At 73.4% G+C, this 18,599-nt stretch carries 14 protein-coding genes and 1 other RNA gene; 7 read left to right on the forward strand and 8 right to left on the reverse strand.

The features are described 5' to 3' along the window. Window positions 1-87: 87 nt before the first annotated feature. From ABT118_RS13310 to rnpB, 3 genes are all read right to left on the reverse strand, one after another. Window positions 88-936, reverse strand: a complete 849-nt coding sequence (locus tag ABT118_RS13310) for a helix-turn-helix domain-containing protein (RefSeq protein ID WP_350667521.1) — start codon at window positions 934-936, stop codon at window positions 88-90. A gap of 24 nt (window positions 937-960) precedes the next feature. Beyond that, window positions 961-1,485, reverse strand: a complete 525-nt coding sequence (locus ABT118_RS13315) for a DUF6879 family protein (protein ID WP_350667526.1) — start codon at window positions 1,483-1,485, stop codon at window positions 961-963. A 741-nt stretch (window positions 1,486-2,226) separates the two neighbouring features. Then, window positions 2,227-2,627: RNase P RNA component class A (gene rnpB, locus ABT118_RS13320), an RNA gene on the reverse strand. 265 nt (window positions 2,628-2,892) lie between these two features. Between rnpB and ABT118_RS13325 the strand changes: the two genes are divergently transcribed. Then, window positions 2,893-4,110: a cytochrome P450 gene (locus ABT118_RS13325; RefSeq protein WP_350667531.1), complete on the forward strand. Its 1,218-nt coding sequence runs from the start codon at window positions 2,893-2,895 to the stop codon at window positions 4,108-4,110. Between the two features lie 43 nt (window positions 4,111-4,153). Here ABT118_RS13325 and ABT118_RS13330 read toward each other — a convergent pair whose 3' ends face one another. Both ABT118_RS13330 and ABT118_RS13335 read right to left on the reverse strand, forming a co-directional pair. Next, the gene (locus tag ABT118_RS13330; RefSeq protein WP_350667535.1) at window positions 4,154-5,566 is read right to left on the reverse strand and encodes an MFS transporter; all 1,413 of its coding nucleotides are present in this window, start codon (window positions 5,564-5,566) and stop codon (window positions 4,154-4,156) included. After that, window positions 5,566-7,011 (reverse strand): RNB domain-containing ribonuclease, encoded by a 1,446-nt coding sequence (locus tag ABT118_RS13335; protein WP_350667539.1) that lies wholly within the window; start codon window positions 7,009-7,011, stop codon window positions 5,566-5,568. Before ABT118_RS13335 ends, ABT118_RS13330 begins: the two co-directional genes overlap by 1 nt. 189 nt (window positions 7,012-7,200) lie before the next feature. Here ABT118_RS13335 and yaaA point away from each other — a divergent pair, with 189 nt between their 5' ends. Both yaaA and ABT118_RS13345 read left to right on the forward strand, forming a co-directional pair. Beyond that, the gene (gene yaaA, locus ABT118_RS13340; RefSeq protein ID WP_350667544.1) at window positions 7,201-8,001 is read left to right on the forward strand and encodes a peroxide stress protein YaaA; all 801 of its coding nucleotides are present in this window, start codon (window positions 7,201-7,203) and stop codon (window positions 7,999-8,001) included. A gap of 33 nt (window positions 8,002-8,034) precedes the next feature. Next, a complete protein-coding gene (locus ABT118_RS13345; protein ID WP_350667550.1) occupies window positions 8,035-8,541 on the forward strand; it encodes a DinB family protein in 507 nt (168 codons plus the stop codon). Between the two features lie 35 nt (window positions 8,542-8,576). Here ABT118_RS13345 and ABT118_RS13350 read toward each other — a convergent pair whose 3' ends face one another. The 3 genes from ABT118_RS13350 to ABT118_RS13360 all read right to left on the reverse strand — a co-directional run bounded on the left by ABT118_RS13350 (window position 8,577) and on the right by ABT118_RS13360 (window position 11,400). Beyond that, on the reverse strand, window positions 8,577-9,734 hold the full coding sequence (locus ABT118_RS13350; RefSeq protein WP_350667555.1) for a bifunctional RNase H/acid phosphatase: 1,158 nt from the start codon (window positions 9,732-9,734) through the stop codon (window positions 8,577-8,579). A gap of 4 nt (window positions 9,735-9,738) precedes the next feature. Beyond that, a complete protein-coding gene (locus tag ABT118_RS13355) occupies window positions 9,739-10,482 on the reverse strand; it encodes a zinc ribbon domain-containing protein (protein ID WP_350667562.1) in 744 nt (247 codons plus the stop codon). Window positions 10,483-10,569: 87 nt separating this feature from the next. Then, window positions 10,570-11,400: a Nif3-like dinuclear metal center hexameric protein gene (locus ABT118_RS13360; protein WP_350667571.1), complete on the reverse strand. Its 831-nt coding sequence runs from the start codon at window positions 11,398-11,400 to the stop codon at window positions 10,570-10,572. Window positions 11,401-11,778: 378 nt separating this feature from the next. Between ABT118_RS13360 and lanL the strand changes: the two genes are divergently transcribed. The 4 genes from lanL to ABT118_RS13380 all read left to right on the forward strand — a co-directional run bounded on the left by lanL (window position 11,779) and on the right by ABT118_RS13380 (window position 18,523). Next, a complete protein-coding gene (lanL, locus tag ABT118_RS13365; RefSeq protein ID WP_350667576.1) occupies window positions 11,779-14,514 on the forward strand; it encodes a class IV lanthionine synthetase LanL in 2,736 nt (911 codons plus the stop codon). Between the two features lie 56 nt (window positions 14,515-14,570). Next, the gene (locus tag ABT118_RS13370; protein ID WP_350667580.1) at window positions 14,571-16,550 is read left to right on the forward strand and encodes an alpha/beta hydrolase family protein; all 1,980 of its coding nucleotides are present in this window, start codon (window positions 14,571-14,573) and stop codon (window positions 16,548-16,550) included. 98 nt (window positions 16,551-16,648) lie between these two features. Continuing rightward, entirely contained in the window at window positions 16,649-16,783 is a 135-nt protein-coding gene (locus ABT118_RS13375; protein WP_350667585.1) for a VenA family class IV lanthipeptide, read from the forward strand. A gap of 144 nt (window positions 16,784-16,927) precedes the next feature. Continuing rightward, on the forward strand, window positions 16,928-18,523 hold the full coding sequence (locus ABT118_RS13380; RefSeq protein ID WP_350667588.1) for an ATP-binding cassette domain-containing protein: 1,596 nt from the start codon (window positions 16,928-16,930) through the stop codon (window positions 18,521-18,523). The last annotated feature ends 76 nt before the right edge of the window (window positions 18,524-18,599 follow it).

Consider the following 18,599-nt stretch of genomic DNA (forward strand, 5'->3'; position numbering starts at 1 on the left):
GCCTCCGTCGCTGGCGTTTGGTGACAGCACAGACGTTAGGAGTTACAGCCAGTCAGGTTCCACGTTCTTGCACGTTCTTGCACGCCACTACTCAAGTGCAGCTATGGCCAGTCTGATCAGCGTACGGGCGTGGTCTCCGTAGACAGCGATGCGGGTGAGCATCCTGAACGCCTTGTCGTACGAAGCTACTTCGCCGGGTGCTGTGATGTTCACAGCCGCCGACAGCGACTCGGTCATGACCCGCTTGTCATCGAAGATCACGAAGGCTTCGAGTGGCCAGATGTCACGCTCGGCTGTGAAGGGGATGACGCCCAGGCTGACCCGAGGGAGCTTCATCACGGCGAGCAGTGCTTCGAGCTGGCTCCGCATCGCAGCACGACCACCAAGGCGGTACCGGAGGATTGTTTCCTCGACCAGAAACGCGTACCGATGCTCGCCATCGTAGAGCAGCTCAGAGCGAGCCAGCCGGGCTTCCACTGCGGCTTCAACATCGTCGGGGGTCTCCTGGAACCGGGTGATGTGGTGCATGAGTGCGAGCGCGTATTCGCGCGTCTGAAGGGGGCCGGGGACGACGTTTGAGCAGTAGCCCCGGTACAGGCGGGTGCGCTTGAGCAGAGGAAGGTACTCCTCCTGGGCGCGGCGCATGCCGCTGCGGTGGATCTTCTTCCACTGCACGTACATCGAGTCAGCGGCACGGTTCGCGGCGATGAGGTCCGCCGCTTCGTCCTCCGCACCGCAGGCGCGGCACCAGTCTCGGATGTCAGAGTCTGATGGCGCGGTCTTTGCATGCTCAATCCGGCTGGACTTCGAGTCGCTCCAATCGCAGCGAACGGCCAGATCATGGCCCGTCAGGCCTGCGTCCTGGCGCAGTACTCGCAGGCGTGTGGCTACAGCCTCGCGAGCTGCTTGTGCGCTTGATGAAGGCGACAGAGCCATGATCCAGCAGTTCGGCGTGTCGTATCAGACCGGAAACTTCTCATGCGGGACAGCGAGGGTCCACACCGATTCGAAGGCGTCAGCACACAGTGCCGCCACCGAGGGCTCATCAGTGAATGTCTCACCCAAGTACTCACCATGGCCGGAGAAGTGTCCGAAGCGCACAAGCTTGCCGTCCAGCAACCAGAAGTCATTGCCAGGGAGGAACAGGGTCGAAGCCTGCTTGCGAGGGAGCCATCGCACCTCTTCGCCAGCGGCGAGGTTGACGACCGTACCGGCGTGCTCATACCGGATGTAGTCGGACACAGGCTCAGACACGATCCGGGCCCGACGTACGCGGACACCACGCGCTGTCAGTTCGGAGATGATCTGAACCCATGCCGACCAGTACGGGGAAGCAGGGTCAGTGTCGCGCTCGCCGCCGGCCAACCAGCTGGCATAGTCGTCTGCCTCATCCGCGACACCGTAGGCGTCCCGCATCTCCAGATGAACGGCGCTCGATCGAACGGACGTCAACTGGTCAATGAAGTCCGGAACGCTCTGCGTCATCACACGCCTTCCTCAGTATCGGCACCATGCTTGCTGGAAAGTAGATTACGGACTCGTGGTCCGGGACGGAGTTCTCATGCCCCGGACCGTGCCCGGCATCCAGGGCTTCGGCAAGGAGTTCCGCACTCGCCGTGTACCCCTGCAACACGATGCGGCCGTTCTTGTCGTCCACCCAAACAGTCGGACTGTTCGCTGTTCCGGTGTCCGGCTCGATACCTACGAACCGTAGCGGCATGGCGGCCCCTCCCGTCACATCACTTGCGCGATCTTGCATGAGTGTGGTCCGACCCATGGTTCCGCGTGTACGTACGGGCTGTCAGGCGTATCAGTATCTGACAGACCGTCAGGCGGCTAGAGGTATCTCCGTGCCTTCGGCGACTCTCGGTAGCTTCTAGCCATGGAGATCACCCACTGACCGACGCCGTGGACCTTCTGGCTTCGGCGAACGCGATGTGTCTGACCTGTGACCACGGTCAATCCAGCTTGGTCATGGCCAGATGCCGGCGCCCAGTGCGTACAGAGCGGCCAAGAGCCTGGCCAAGCGACTCCGCCCTGGCCCCTTGGACCTCCGGCATGAGCGGCCGTTCCCGTGGGCCCCGGAGCGCTCCGCCATCGCCGCACAGCGCTCAGAAAAGGCCCCAGTAGGCACGAAGAGTGAGCACTGCATCACGGTTGAGCGGGAGGAAAAAAGGGCCCCCGGCCTGCATAGTCGCAGGTCAAGGGCCCTTCTCAGCTGGGCGGCGGACGAGTCGGCCTGTACGCCGGGTTCTGTCTCCCGGGGTGCTTGCGCGGCCCGGGGAGGCGGCCATCCATCTAGGGCTGCCGTTGCCGACAGCCTCGTGCGGTCTACCCGCGGACTCGGGCGAGCAGCCCTCATGCATCCGCGCACGGCACCCGAAGGCACCGATCTTGACCTTGCTCCAGGTGGGGTTTACCAAGCCGGCCGAGTCACCTCGGTCGCTGGTGGTCTCTTACACCACCGTTTCACCCTTACCTCCGGCCGGAGCCGGGGGCGGTCTGTTCTCTGTGGCACTGTCCCGCGGGTCACCCCGGGTGGGCGTTACCCACCACCCTGCTCTGTGGAGCCCGGACGTTCCTCGGCGGGCCCCAGTGGGACCCGACGCGACCGCCCGGCCGGCTCGTCCGCCGTACTGGTCATCGTAGCCGGTCGGGGACGGCGTTCCGGACAGGCTCGGACGGGCGGATGCCGGAGACCGGCCCACCACCGGCCCGATCACGGCGGGTGGCAGGGCAACGGAGGTGCAGGGAAAGGCGGTTGGGGCTGGACGGGACACGCGCTCCCCGGATGCTCCGATGCTCCCCGCCCCGCGCCGGGCCGCCGGGCGGAATGTCACTAGCGTGGAAGGTCTGCCCGAGCCAGCCCGTCACCGCTACGGACGGAGCGCCATGACGTCATCCGGACCGGCCCCCGACATCCTCTCCCCCGACTTCGCGCGGGACCCCTACCCCGTGTACCGCATCCTGCGCGACGACTACCCGCTGCTGTGGCACGAGGCGACCGAGAGCTACCTGCTCTCCCGCCACCAGGACGTCCAACGGGCCGTCCGGGAAGCGGTGTTCAGCAGTGACAACTACATCTGGCAGGCCGAGCCGGTGCACGGCCGGACGATCCTGCAGATGAGCGGCCGCGAGCACGCGGTGCACCGTGCGCTGGTGGTGCCCGCCTTCCGGGGCAACTCGCTCCGGGACACGTTCACGCCGATGATCGAGCGGAACGCCCGCGAGCTGATCGACGGGTTCCGCCGGGACGGCTCGGTCGACCTGGTGCACGACTTCGCCACCCGCTTCCCGATCAACGTGATCGTGGAGATGCTCGGCCTGGACCCGGGGGAGCACGCGCGCTTCCAGTCCTGGTACAGCACCTTCGTCGCCTTCGCCGGCAATCTGAGCCAGGACCCGGAGGTGGCCGCCGCCGGGCTGCGGGCGCACGACGAGCTGGCCGCCTATCTGATCCCGGTGATCCAGGAGCGCCGGGCCCACCCCGGTGACGACCTGCTGTCCACGCTCTGCGAGGCGGAGGTGGACGGGACCCGGATGACCGACGAGGAGATCAAGGCGTTCTGCAGCCTGCTGCTGACCGCCGGGGGCGAGACCACCGACAAGGCGATCGGCGGCATGTTCCGCAACCTACTGGCCCGCCCCGAGCAGTTCGCCGCCGTACGGGCGGACCGGAGCCTGATCGCCAAGGCGCTCGCCGAGACGCTCCGGTTCACCCCGCCGGTCCACATGATCATGCGGACCCCGACCGAGGACGTGGAGATCGCCGGCGGGACGGTCCCGGCGGGCAGTGTGGTGACCGCCCTGCTCGCCTCGGCCAACCGGGACGACCGGCGGTTCGCCAACCCCGACACCTTCGACGTGTTCCGGACCGACCTCTCGGCGACCACTGCCTTCTCGGCCGCCGCCGACCACCTCTCCTTCGCGCTGGGGCGGCACTTCTGCGTCGGGGCGCTGCTGGCCCGGGCCGAGGTGGAGATCGGCACCAACCTGCTGCTGGACGCGCTGCCCGGACTGGAGCTGGAGCAGGCCGAACTGCCGCCCGAGCGCGGCGTGTTCACCCGGGGCCCGGTCGCACTGCCGGTCCGCTTCACCCCGACCGCCTGAGCGCGACGGCCCCGCCTGAGCACGCGCCCGGCCGCGTCAGAGGTCAGAGCTCGGCCGCGACCCGGGCCGCGGTGCCGGTCGCCCACGGGGTGGTGGTGGCCCAGCCCAGCAGCAGGACGGTCAGGCCCAGCCCGGTGACGATCCACCAGCCCGCGTGGCTCGCGTCGGTGAACCCGACCGCGGCGGTCACCCCGCCGGCCACCACGGTGCCGATCACCGCGACCCCGAGCGACTGGCCGATCTGACGGCTGGTCGAGGCGACGGCTGCGGCCACCCCGGCCTGGGCGAGCGGCATGCCGGAGACGGCGGCGTTGGTGATCGGGGCGTTGACGAGGCCGAAGCCGAGCCCGAACAGCGCGTACGCGGTGAGCAGCAGGGCGGCGGACGAGTCGGCCTCCAGCCGGGTGAGCAGCAGCCCGCTGGCGGCCATCGCCGCGCCCGCGCCGAGCAGCGGGTACCTGGGCCCGTACCGCCCGACGATCCGGCCGGAGAAAGGGGCCGCGACCAGGGTCAGCCCGGCCATCGGGAGGGTCCAGAGGCCGGCCTCGACCGGGCTGTAGCCGCGGACGTTCTGCAGGTAGAGGGTGTTGAGGAAGAGGAAGCCGCCGAGCGCGGCGAACGCGCAGACCGCCGTGACCGTGGCACCGGTGAACGGGGCGCTGCGGAAGAACCGCAGGTCGATCAGCGGTTCGGGGATCCGCCGCTCCCACCACAGCAGGGCGGGCAGGGCGGCTCCCGCCGTGGCCGTCAGGGCGAGGATCAGCGGCGAGGTCCAGCCCAGGCCGGGGCCCTCGATGATCACGGCGGTGCCGGCGCCGAGCAGCAGCACCATCAGCAACTGCCCGACCGGGTCGAGCCGCCGGGGCTTCGGGGCCCGGGACTCCGGGACGTACCGGAACGTCAGCAGGCAGGCGATCAGCCCGATCGGGATGTTGATCAGGAAGATCGATGGCCAGCCCGCGGTGTCCACCAGGAAGCCGCCGATCAGCGGGCCGAGCGCCATGCTGATGCCGACCACGCCACCCCAGACCCCGATCGCCCGGGCCCGCTCGGCCGGGTCGGTGAAGGTGTTGGTGATGATCGACATCGCCACCGGATTGAGCATCGAGCCGCCCACCGCCTGGAGCGCCCGGAAGCCGATCAGCCACTCCAGCGAGGGGGCCAGGCTGCACAGCAGCGAGCCGAGCACGAACAGCACCAGCCCGGCCCGGAACACCCGGCGCCGCCCGATCCGGTCGGCGACCGAGCCGGAGAGCATCAGCAGCGAGGCGAGCACCAGGGTGTAGGCGTCGATGATCCACTGGAGGCCGGAGGCGGGTGCGTCGAACTCCCGCTGGATGGCGGGCAGGGCGATGTTCACCACCGTGTTGTCCAGGCCGACGATGAACAGGCTCAGGCAGCAGATGCCGAGCACCAGCAGCCGCCCCCGGCGATCGAGCTCCCCCCGGGCACCCATCAGGCGGGCGCGAAGCGGACGGTCCGGGCGGCCGGGTCGGCCAGCGTGAGCTTCACCTTGATCCGCTCGCCGAGCGGCAGTGCGCCGCCGCCCTCGCACCTGGCCACCACGGCGGGTTCGCGGAGCTGGACGGTGCCGGTCGCGGGCCGCCGCTCGTCGACGTCGATCACCACCGCGTCGAAGCGCTCGCCCTCCCGGCCGCGCAGCAGCTCGGCCTCGACCAGGTCGATGCAGGCCCGCTCCACCTCCCGGGCCCGCCGGTCGCCGGCCTCCATCAGGGCCGGGACGGCGAGCAGTTGCTCGCTCACCCAGTGCGGCACGTCGGTGCCCCCGGCGACCGCCACGCAGATCTCCTGCGCGTACCGGTCCGCCAGCCGCCGCAGCGGCGCGGTGCAGTGCGCGTACGGGGCGGCCAGCGCGGCGTGCCCCGGGTCGGCCGGCGGGGCGACGCCCTGGGCGGCGTCGAAGGCGTGGTAGCCGGCGCCGCGCAGCAGCCCGGTGCACTCCTTCAGGAACGCGGCGTGGTTGGCCCGGGCCGGGTCGAGCGAACGGATCAGCACGGGGTACGGGGTGCCCTCCGGCCAGTCCACCTCCAGCGCCTTCGCCGTCCGGCGGAGCCGGGCGTACGCCGACTCGGGGGCGGCGGGCAGGGTGCGCAGCAGGCCGATGCCCGCGTCCAGCATCAGGTCGGCGGCGGCCATGCCGGTGAGCAGCGAGATCTGGGCGTTCCAGCCGTCGGCCGGGCGGGGGGCCCGGTACCCGAGCCGGTAGCCGCCGTCGACCGCCTCCACCTCCTGCTCGGGGACAGGCAGGCTGACCCCGCCCCGGTCGGCCTCCCTGGCCTCGCGCAGCCGGCCGATCTCGCCCAGCAGCCGGAGCTGCTCGTCCGCGCCGCCGGAGTCGATCGCGCCCTGCACGCCCTCGTAGTCGAGCCGGCGGCGGGAGCGGACCAGTGCCCGGCGGACGTCGGCCAGCAGCACCGCGCCGTCGGCGTCCAGGTCGAGCTGCCAGAGCAGGGCGGGCCGGAGCTCGCCGGGCAGCAGGCTGGCCGCGCCCTCGGAGAGCCGGGCCGGGTGCAGCGGGATCCGGGTGTCGGGGAAGTAGAGGGTCTGCACCCGGCGCCGCGCCTCGGTGTCGATCGCGCCGCCGGGCTGGACGAAGGCGGCCACGTCGGCGATCGCGTAGTGCACCCGGTAGCCGCTGCCCCGCCGGCTCAGGCCCATCGCCTGGTCCAGGTCCATCGACCCGGGCGGGTCCAGCGTGAACAGCTCCAGGTCGGTCGCGTCGAACTCCGGCAGCCTCGGCACCCCGGCCACCCGCTCGGCCTCCGCCAGCACCTCGGCCGGCCAGTCGCGGTCCAGGTCGAGCCCCGCCCGCAGCTCTGCCAGCTCGCGGTTGATCCGCGCGGTGTCGGCGGCCCTGATCCTCAGCTGTTGACGCGGCATGGTCGCAGCGTACGGCGCCCGGGACCTGACGGCCTGTCGGACCTGGCGGCGGCGCGGCCCGCCTGATCGCCGCGGTCGCTGCGGTCGCCGCGATCGGCGCGGAGGTCGCTCCTGGGGCTCAGCGGCCGGGGCACCGGTCCGCGTAAGGTGGGAGGGTTCACTGCCACAGAATGTTGAAGGGGTGTCGTCGTGCTGGTGCTGTTGCCGCCGTCGGAGGGGAAGGCTGCTGCGGAGGCCGGGGCACCGCTGGTGCTGGAGGAGCTGTCGCTGCCGGGGCTGACGGCCGGGCGGCGGGCGGTGTTCGAGGCGCTGGTCGGGCTCTGTGCGGGCGAGCAGGAGACGGCGCGCGAGGTGCTCGGGCTGAGTACGGGCCTGAGCGGCGAGGTGGGGAAGAACGCCGGGCTGCGGACGGCCGGGGCGCTGCCCGCGGGCGAGGTGTACACCGGGGTGCTGTTCGACGCGCTCGGGCTGGCAAAGCTGGACGAGGCGGCGTACGCGCTGGCCGAGCGTTCGCTGCTGGTCTTCTCCGGGCTGTGGGGGGCGGTGCGGATCGGGGACCGGATTCCGCCGTACCGGTGCTCGATGGGCGTGAAACTGCCGCCGTTGGGAGCGCTCGGGGCGTACTGGCGGCGCGAGATGGCCGAGGTGCTGCCGGAGGTGGCGGGCCGGGGGCTGGTGCTGGACCTGCGGAGCGCGGCGTACGCGGCGGCCTGGAAGCCGGCCGGGGAGACCGCGGCCCGCACCGCGACCGTCCGGGTGCTCCAGGAGCGCGAGGTGGACGGGCAGCTGAAGCGCTCGGTGGTGAGCCACTTCAACAAGGCCACCAAGGGCCGGCTGGTCCGCGACCTGCTGAACGCCGGGATCGAGCCGGGCTCGCCGGGCGAGCTGGTGGACGCCCTCACCGGGCTCGGCTACCGGGTCGAGGTCTCCGCCGAGGGGTCGGCGCGCAAGGCGTGGCAGCTCGACGTGGTGGTCACCGAAATTCACTGACCTCGGCCGGAGCGGCCCTGGGATGATCATCCGATGGATGATCAGAGCAGGACCGAACCGTCCCGGGTCGCCGACGAGCGCGCCTCCCTGACCGGCTTCCTGGACTACCAGCGCCGGACCCTGGCGATGAAGTGCGCGGGGCTGACGGCGGATCAGCTGCGCACCCGGGCCGTCCCGCCCTCGGCGATGTCCCTGCTCGGGCTGGTCAGGCACCTGGCCGAGGTCGAGCGCAGCTGGTTCCTCAACGTGGTCGGCGACCAGGGCGTGCGCAGCTACTGGGGGCGCACGGCGGACGGCTCGCACGCCGACTTCGAGGTGGCCGGGGCCGACCCCGACGAGGCGTTCGCGGTCTGGCAGCAGGTCTGTGAGCAGGCCAGGACGGTGGTGGCCGGGATCGGGTCGCTGGACCGGGTGACGCACTACGACGGGCAGCCGTACTCGCTGCGCTACGTGCTGACCCACATGATCGAGGAGTACGCCCGGCACAACGGCCACGCCGATCTGCTCCGCGAGCTGATCGACGGCAGCACCGGCGAGTAACCGCTCCGGGGGCGGCACGGCCGCCCCCGGAGGGTTCAGCGCAGGTGCGAGGTGTCGTTCAGCAGCCGGAGCGAGGCGTTGCCATCCGCGTAGTACTGGACCGCGCAGAACGAGGCCGCCGAGAGCTCCATCCGGTAGAGCGAGTCCGGCGGGGCGCCGAGCGCCAGCCGGACCAGGGTCTTGATCGGGCTGACGTGCGAGACCACCAGGACGGTCTTGCCGGAGTACCGGGCCAGGATCTTGTCCCGGGCCACCCCGGCGCGGTGGGTGAGCGTGGTGAAGCTCTCCGAGCTGCCGGTCGGCCTGGCCTTGGCCGAGCCGAGCCAGGCCGCCAGGTCCTCGGGGTGGCGTTCCTGCACCTCGGCGAAGGTGAGCCCCTCCCAGTCGCCGAAGTCCAGCTCGCGCAGGCCCTCCTCGATCCGGACCTCCAGGCCCAGCCGGTCGGCCACCGCCCCGGCGGTCTGCCGGGTGCGCTGCATCGGCGAGCTGACGATCGCCTGGATCGTGCCCCGGGCGGCCAGCGACTCGGCGGCCCGGGCGGCCTGCCAGAGGCCGCGCTCGGAGAGCGCGGGGTCGCTGCCGGTGCTCCCGGAGAAACGCTTCTCCGGCGTGAGCGGGGTCTCGCCGTGCCGCAGCAGCACGAAGGTGGTCGGCGTACCGAGGTCGGCCGGGCCCGCCCAGCCCGCCTTCGGTGCGGCCGGCGCGGGCAGCGGCTCGTCCACGGGGGCGCTCACGGCGGCGGCCGCCGTCGGGCGGGCCCTGGGCTCCCACTGCCGGCCGGCCTTGCCCGCGTCCATCGCCTCGTTGGCCAGCCGGTCCGCGTCCTTGTTCCGCTCGCGCGGGATCCAGCTGTACTCCACCTGGGAGCGCGGCAGCACGGTGGCCGCCTCGGCGGCCAGCGGCCGCATGTCGGGGTGCTTGATCTTCCATCGCCCGGACATCTGCTCGACCACCAGCTTGGAGTCCATCCGGACGTCCACCCTGGCCTCGGGGTCCAGCTCGTGCGCCGCCCGCAGACCGGCGATCAGGCCCTTGTACTCGGCCACGTTGTTGGTCGCGTGCCCGATGTACTCGGCCGCCTCGGCGATGATCAGGCCGGTGTCGCCGTCCCGCACCACCGCGCCGTACCCGGCCGGGCCCGGGTTGCCCCGGGAACCGCCGTCCGCCTCGACGATGAACCTGCGCCCCGCCATCGGATCAGACGCCCGACTCGGAGGTGCGCACCAGGATCCGGCCGCAGTTGTCGCAGCGGACGACGGCGTCCTTCGGCTCGGCCTTGATCGCGTTCAGGTCGGCGTTGGCGAACTCGACCCGGCAGCCCTCGCAGCGGCGCTGGAACAGCCGCGCCGCACCGACGCCGCCCTGCTGCTCGCGCAGCCGGGTGTAGAGCTTGATCAGGTCGGCCGGGAGCACCACGGCGACGGCCTCGCGGTCGCGCTTGACCTTCTCGGCGTCGGCGTCGATGTCGGCGAAGGCGGCGTCGCGGCGCTCCTCGGCCTCCTTGAGCACCACGGTGGAGTGGTCCAGCCGGGCCGTCAGCTCGACCACCCGGGTCTGCGCGGACTCCAGCCGCTCCATCACCTCCAGCACGACGTCCTCGAGGTCGGACTGACGCTTCGCCAGCGAGTCGTTCTCGTGCTGGAGGTTCTCCAGGTCGCGCGGCGAGCCGACGGCGCCGGAGTCCAGCCGCTGCTGGTTGCGGGCGGTCCGGGCGCGGACCTGCTCGACGTCGCCCTCGGCCTTGGTGAGCTCGCGCTCGGTGTCGCCGAGCTGGGCCTGGGCGGCGATCACCAGGTCCTTGAGGGCGGTGTGGTCGGCGTTGGCCTTGTCGATCTCGGTGTGCTCGGGCAGGCTCCGGCGCCGGTGGGCCAGCTGGTCGAGCCGGGAGTCGAAGGCCTGGAGGTCGAGCAGGCGGATCTGGTCGGCGGGCGCGGAAATCAAGGCGAGGGCTCCTGTTTAGGTGTCAACTGGTCGGGCGGCGGGGGCTTCGGTCGTCCGAAGCCAGTGCAGGTCTAAGCGGTCACAGGTCTAGGAAGTCATCGGGGCGTGCGCGGTCCACGGGTCGGTGACCCGGTGCGAGACCTTGGTCTCCAGCTGCCAGCCGTGCCGGGCCGCCGCCTCGGTCAGGCCGCGCTCGGCCAGCCGCAGCCAGGGCCACTCGGTGGCCCAGTGGGCGGCGTCGACCAGCGCGAGCGACGAGGCCTCGGTGGCCTCGGAGACCGGGTGGTGCCGCAGGTCGGCGGTGACGTAGGCGTCCACCCCGGCGGCCCTGGCCTCGGCCAGGAAGCCGTCCCCCGAGCCGCCGCAGACCGCGACCCGGGTGATCACCCGGTCGCCGTCGCCGGCCACCCGGACCCCGGTGGCGGTGGCGGGCAGCCCGGCCGCGACCTGCGCGGCGAAGGCGGTGAGGGTGAGCGGCGGTTCGAGCACGCCGATCCGGCCGCTGCCCCGGCGGCCCGCCGGGTCGGTCGGATCGGCCACCAGCGGACCGAGCACCCGCAGGCCGACGGCCTCGGCCAGGGCGTCGGAGACACCCGGGTCGGCGTGGTCGGCGTTGGTGTGCGCGACGTGCAGCCCGATCCCGGCCCGGATCAGCCCGTGCACCACCCGGCCCTTGAAGCCGGTGGCCGCGACGCTGGTGACACCGCGCAGATAGAGGGGGTGGTGTGTGACCACCAGGTCCGCACCCCACTCGACCGCCTCGTCCACCACGGTCTGCACCGGGTCGACGGCGAACAGCACCCGGCCGACCTCGGCCTCGGGATCACCGCAGACCAGCCCCACGGCATCCCAGGACTCGGCCCACCTCGGCGGGTACAGCTCTTCGAGCGCATCGATGACGTCGGACAGTTTCGGCACCTGTCGAGACTACCGCGCGCGGGCGGCTCCCCCGGCCCCGGGCGGTGGCGGCCGGCCCGCGCCGGTGCTCGTCAACCGGCGTGCGGGGGCAGCGCGAGGTGTGCGACGGGCGGACGGGGCGCCCGGCAGCGGTGGGCCCTGGCCACATCGCCCCGGTCGCACGCATTCGAAAACGATTCGAGATCACCCTTACGAGTGAAGTGACCCGTTCCGCGTTGAGTCGGACCGCCACCGAAAGTAACTTCGGTGTTGCAAACGGGAGTTGCCCCGACCGGGGGGTCTTGAGGGCGCACCGCCGAATTGCCGGCGGGGCGACCGGGGTGCATTCCGACACTTCCGTGAAAACCGATGACGCGAGAGAGAAGGGGTGTGGGGCAGATGGGGGCGGTCACACCGCTGCGCACGGCCGGGGGGCCGGAGTCGGTGGCAGGCGGGCCGGCTGTCGACGGCCCGCTGGCGGAGGTGGTCCGGTCGGCCGTGGCCGGCACCGGGCGCCGGGGAGGCGGTGGTGACTGGGAGTTCACCACCGAGGCGCTCTGGTGCACGGTCCGGCCGGCCGGGTCAGTGGTCCCCGAGCAGGGGTGGAAGCTGCACGTGAGTGCGGCGGGCGAGGCGGCGGCCGAGGTGCTCGCCGCGGTGGCCGGGGTACTGGCCCTGGACGCCTGTGTGTTCAAGTTCGCCGCCGATCCGGAAAAGCTGCACCAGGTGAATTCCCGGAACAGCGAGCGCGGCTCGGCCGGGAAATTCATCACCGTCTATCCGGCGGACGACGAGCAGTTCCGTCGGCTCGCCGCCGAATTACACCGGGCCACGGCGGAATTCCCCGGCCCGTCGGTGCTCTCCGATCGGCCGTACGCCCCCGGCAGCCGGGTGCACTACCGCTACGGGGTCTTCGCCCGCCGGGCCGAGCTGGGCAACGACGGGGCGTACCGCTCGATGCTGCACGCGCCGGACGGCACCAGGACCGAGGACGTCCGGGCCGCGAGCTACCGATGTCCGCCCTGGCTGGTCGACCCCGTCGAGGGGAGGGGGTCGACGACCGCACCCGCCGCACCTGCTTCGCCGTCCGGCGAACGGCGCACGGGGGGCGTGCTGCTGGGGGGCAGGTACGCGCTGACGGCGGCGGTCCGGCACGGCACCAAGGGCGGGGTCTTCCTCGGGCGGGACACCGAGGGCACCGACGTGGTGGTGAAGCAGGCCAGGGCACACATCGAGGTGGACCGCTCCGGCACGGACGCGCGGGCGGCGCTGCGGCACGAGGCCGAGGTGCTCGGCCTGCTGGCCGGGGCCGGGCTGGCCCCGGCGGTGATCGACCTGATCGAGCAGGGGGACGCGGTCTACCTGGTCCAGGAGCGGGTGCCCGGGGTGGCGCTCGGCAGCTGGGTGGCCGGGCAGCTGCGACGGGACGGGAGCCCGGACGTGCCGTGGCAGACGGCGCGGGGGGTCGCGCTCGGGCTGGTGGAGCTGGTGCAGCAGGTCCATGCGCGGGGGTTGGTGCTGCGGGACCTCTCGCCGGGGAACGTGATGGTGCGGCCGGACGGGTCGCTGCGGTTGGTCGACCTGGAGCTGGCGGCGACGGCCGGGGCGACGGTGGGTACGGCGGGGACGCCGGGGTACCGCGCGCCCGAGCAGGAACTTCCGGTGTGCGAAGCCGGGTTCGGTGCGGATCTGTACGCGTTGGGGGGCCTGTTCTTCCTGCTGGCGACCGGGCACGACCCGCTGCTGCCGCCGGGGGAAGGGTCGTTGGAGCAGTGGCTCGCGGCTGCGGCCCAGGAGGGCGGGACGGCACGGGAGTTGATGCCGCTCGCGCTCGGGCTTCGCACGAGCGACCCGGCCCGGAGGTGGCCGCTGAGCCAGGTGCTGGACCAGCTGTCTCCAGCGGCCCGGGGAGCGGCGAGGACGTCCGGGGTCGGAGAGCAGTTCAAGGCCCGCCCCGTTGCGGCGGCGGCCCTGGTCGCCGACGGCCTGGACCACCTGGCGGCGACCGCGACGCCGGAGCGGGCGGATCGGCTGTGGCCGACCGTGCCCGGCGGGCAGTTGACCGATCCGTGCAATGTGCAGCACGGGGCCGCCGGCGTGCTGGCCTTCCTGGCCCGGGCCACCGCCGCCGGGCTGCCGGCGGGCGAGTCGGCCGGGCAGGCGGCCCGGTGGATCGAGCGCAGGGTGGCGGCCGAGCCGACCGTGCTGCCGGGGCTGCACTTCGGTCGGTCCGGCGTGGTCTGGGCCCTGCTCGACGCGGCCGAGGCCCTCGGCGATGCCGAACTGGCGCGACGCGCCGTCGCGTTGGCCGCCCCGATCCCGACCGCCTGGCCCAATCCCGATGTCTGCCACGGCGCGGCGGGCGCCGGCTTCCTGCACCTGCGACTGCACCGCTCGACCGGCGACCAGGCCCACCTGGACCGCGCCTCCGACTGTGCGGCCGGTCTGCTGGCCGCCGCCGAGCGGGAGCCGTACGGGCTGACCTGGCCGGTGCCGAAGGGCTTCGACTCGGCGCTCGCCGGGGCGCGTCACCTCGGGTACGCCCACGGGGTGGCCGGGGTGGGTGCCTTCCTGCTGGCCCTGGCCGAGGCGGCCGGGGACGCCCGGGCACTCGACGGCGCCGGGGAGGCGGTCCGGACGCTGGCCGCGACGGTCCGTCAGGACGGCGGTTCCGCCTGGTGGCCGCAGAGCGCGGGCGATCCGCCGCACGTACGGCTGGCGCACTGGTGCAGCGGGTCGTCCGGGGTGGGCAGCTTCCTGGTCCGGTACTGGCGGGCCACCGGGGACGAGACCGCGTACCGGCTGGCGCTGGCCGCCGGACAGGCGGTGCTGGACGCCCGCTGGCACAGCGGGGTGAGTGCCTGTCACGGCCTGGCGGGGAACGGCGAGTACCTGCTCGACCTGGCCGGGGCCACCGGCGAGGAGCGGTTCCGCACCGGGGCCGAGGAGTTGGCCGGGCTGATCGCGGCCCGCGCGGTGCGGCGGGACGGGCGGCTGGTGCTGCCCGACGAGACCGGGCTGGGTTCCACCCCCGCGTACGGCACCGGCACCTCGGGGCCGCTGGCCTTCCTGCTCCGGCTCCAGTACGGCGGCCCCCGGCTCTGGCTCGATCCCCGGTCCCCGCAGATCCACTGACCTGCTGGCCCGCTGATTCACCGTCAACGACCGATCACCGAAGGAGGTGAGCCCGGATGAACACCGCGACCCGTACCACCGCCCAGGCGCTGCGCCGTCTGAGCTTCACCTTCGCCCTGGACGGCTCGCACGCGGCCTGCCTGGCCGCCGGGGCGGACGGCGGCTGGTACGCCGAGAGCTGGCGCCTGCCCGCCGAGGGCCCGGCCGTCCCGACCGCCCTGCCCCTGCCGGGGAACCGCTCCGAGAACCTGCACTCGCAGCTGATCAGCCTGCCGGACGGCCGGGTGCTGCTCTGCCGGCACGACGGGGACCGGCACACGCTGCTGCTGCTCTCCGCCCCGACCGCCGAACACCCGACCTTCGAGCAGGAGTTGGCCACCCTCCGGCGGCCCGGCCTGCGGCTGCTCCCGCTGCCCGGCGGCCAACGGCCGGCCGGGGCACCGGTCGCGGTCGCCCTCGGCACCGACACCCGCCCGGTCACCACGGTCTGGCTGGTCCCGGCCGACGGCACCGCGCCGATAGAGGTCGCCGAGTTGCCCGGGCTGCACGGCGGCGGGGTCTGGCTGGACCACACCGGCCGACTGCTGGCCCTCGACCGGGTCCACCAGGGCAAGATCCGCACCGTCGTACTGGATCTCGAACTCGGCCAGGTCACACCGCTGTTGGAGATCGGCGAGCAGAGCAACGACCGGCTGGCGCTGTACGACCCGGACACCCGCTTCGCCATGGTGCGCAGCGACGCCCCGGGCACCGACCGGCTCGGCTGGGGGCTGCTCGGCGGCCAGGAGCCGCTGCGCTTCCCGGACTGCCTGCTGGTCCCGGGGGTCTTCCTGCGGCCGATCGCCCTCGACCGGCACTCCGGGCCCGGCGGCCGGCGGGTGGTGCTCCAGATCGACCACGGCGCCTCCTCCGCCCTCACCCTCTGGCAGCCGGACCTCAACCGGCTCACCCCGCTTCCGGTACCGCCCGGGCGGCTCGGCGCGATCGGGCACTGGTCGGCGGCCGGCCTGCGGATGCCGTACTCGGCCCCCGACCATCCGGCCGCGCTGGCCACCATGGACGTGGACGAGCTGGTGGCGCACGGGCAGCCGGGCCAGGCGGCGGTTCCGCTGCCGCTCCAGCTGGCCCCGCTCGGCAGCGACCGTCCGGTGCAGACCGGCTGGGCGCACGGTCCTTGGGCACCCGGTCCGGGGAGCGGTGCGGCGGGCTGGCGGCTGGACGGGAGCACGGGCCCCGGCGACGGCGGCCGCTGGCACCCGGCGCAGAGTCTCGAACTGGCCGGCCCCGCCGGGCCGATCGAGGCCGTGGTGTACGGCGGCGACGCCTGGCTGAGCGCCCCGCACCTGGTGCTGGCCCTGCACGGCGGCCCGGCGGACGCCTGGCGGCTGGAGTTCGACCCGGCGCTGCAGCGGATGGCGGCCGAGGGGCTGGCCGTGGTCGCACCCAACCAGCGCGGCTCCACCGGCTACGGGGTGGAGCACGCGGCGGCGGTCCGGAGCGCCTGGGGCGGTCCCGACCTGGCCGACGTGCTGCACCTGCTCGAGGGCGTCGCGGGCCAGCGGGCGGCGCTCGGGCTGGAGCCGCCCGCACTGTTCGGGGTCAGCTACGGCGCCTTCCTGGCCCTGCTGGCCGCGGCCCACGCGCCGCAGGGGCAGGTGGCCCGCTGCGCGGTGGTGGCACCGTTCCTGTCCGGCGCCCGGCTGCTGGCCGAGGCGGCCGCCCCGGTCCGGGCGCTCACCACCCGGCTGGGCGGCGGCGATCCGATCGACGACCACCGCGGCCCCCGGGACGTGCTCCAGCTCGCGCACCGGATCGGTACCCCGCTGCTGATCGTGCACGGGGACCGGGACGAGGTGGTGCCGGTCAGTCAGTCCCGTTCGCTGCGGCACGAGTTGCTGCGACTGGGGCGGTCCGAGGGGTCGGACTTCCGCTACGTCGAGGCCGCCGGGGCCGGGCACGAGGTGCTCGCCGAGGAGGGCGCGGCCGTGCTGCACGAGCTGCTGGCCGCCTTCCTGCGCACCGGCCGGCCCACCTGACCCACCCGGGTCCGCACAGACTTCCCTGGCCCGACCGGGCCAGGGGCGACGTCACCCGCACGGTGCGGGTGACGGACTACCAAGGGGAGGAACCCATCATGGAGAACTTCGAGACCGACCTGGCCGCCCTGCAGGACCTGCCGGAGACCGAGGCCGTCGAGCTGGGCGGGCACGGTGGCGGCTGTCAGTTCACCTGTCTGATCCTGACCTGCCTGATCTTCACCGTCAGCTAGTAGGTCAGCAGGCCGTACGGGGCCGTGCCCACTCCCTCCTGGGGGGAGCGGGCACGGCCCCCGCCGTAGTGGCCGGCCCACAGTCCTTATCCCCTGCCCGGCAGCCCCTGCCGGGCCCGTTGTCCTTCCGGAGGTGGCAGCGCCATGCGCGGCTGGGTGATCGTGCTCTCGGTGGCCGTGCCGGTCGAGGCGGCGGCGACGCTCGCGCTGCCCGGCCTGGTCGGCCGGGCGATCGACGGCGGGCCCGCCGTCCTGCTCGGCGCGGTGCTGCTGGTCGGTGCGCTGGCCGGAGCGGCCGCCACACTGGCGGGCCCGGCGGTGGCCGCCGGGACGACGGTGACGCTGCGGCAGAGCCTGCTCCGCCGAATACTGGCCCGGGGCCCCGTACCGGACGGCCCGGCCACCGGCGACCTGACGGCCCGGCTGGTCGGTTCGGCCGCCGATGCGGGCGGTGCGCTGCCGTCCCGGATCACCGCCGCCACCGCGCTGCTGACCTCGCTCGGGGCGGTGCTCGGCCTCGGCCTGCTGTCCCCTTGGCTGGCGGCCGCCTTCTTCGCCGGAGTGCTGCCCGGGGTGGTGCTGATCCGGCTCTTCCTGCGCGACGCGGCCCAGGCGTTCACCCGGTACCAGGAGGTCCAGTCCGAGCTGGCGGCCCGGCTGACCGGTGCGCTGGCCGGGCTGCGCAGCATCCACGCCGCCGGGGCCGGGGAGGCCGAGACCGCCCGGGTGCTGGCCCCACTGCCCCGGCTCGCCGAGGCGGGGCACGCGCTCTGGAACACCCAGCGCCGGACGGTCTGGCAGGCCACCCTGCTGGTCGCGGTGGTCGAGCTCGCGGTCCTGGCCACGGCCGGCCGACAGCTGGCGGACGGGACGCTGCGGCCCGGCGACCTGGCCGCAGCGGCCGGCTGGGCGGCGCTCGGCCTGGGCTTCTTCGAACAGGTCGAGGCGCTGGCCGGGGTGGCCCACGCCCGGGCCGGGCGGGACCGGGTCGGCGAGCTGCTGGCGCTCCCCGTGCCGCCCCGGGGCAGCCGCGATCTACCGGACGGGCCGGGCGAGTTGACCCTGATCGGGGTCGGGGTCGACGGCCTGCTAGGCCCGCTCGACCTCACCGTCCCCGGCGGCCGGACGGTCGCCCTGGTCGGCCGGTCCGGCTCCGGCAAGTCCCTGCTCGCCGCCGTCGCGGGCGGCCTCCGGGCGCCCTCGACCGGGCTGGTGCTGATCGACGGCGTCCCGCTCGCCGACCTCGCCCCCGATCAGCGGCGGTCCGCCGTCGGGTACGCCTTCGAGCGCCCGGTGCTGGTCGGAGCCACCGTGGGCGAGGCGCTGGAGGGAGCGGGCGAGGCCGAGACCCGGGCCGCCCGGGCCGACGGCTTCCTGGCCCGGCTCCCCCGGGGGGCCGACACCCCGAGCACCGAACTCCGGCTTTCCGGCGGCGAGTTGCAGCGTCTCGGGCTGGCCAGGCTGCTGGCCCAGCGACCCCGGGTGGTGATCCTGGACGACGCCACCTCCAGCCTGGACCTGGCCACCGAGCACCAGGTGACCGAGGCCCTGGCCGCCGCCACGGCCGGCCGGACCCGACTGGTGATCGCCCACCGCCCGGGCGTCGCCGCCCGGGCCGACCTGGTCGCCTGGCTGGACGGCGGCCGCCTGCGCGCGCTGGCCCCGCACACCACCCTGCTCGCCGACCCCGACTACCGGGCCGCCCTGGCCGCCGTCCCCGCGCCGAGGAGCTCCGTGTGACCCGCTCCCTCGCCCATGCTCTGTCGTGGGGTCAACTCGCCACCACCCGACCTGCGTTGCTCTCCGGTCTGCTGAC

The organism is Kitasatospora sp. NPDC002040 (assembly GCF_040296785.1).
Classification (GTDB): domain Bacteria; phylum Actinomycetota; class Actinomycetes; order Streptomycetales; family Streptomycetaceae; genus Kitasatospora.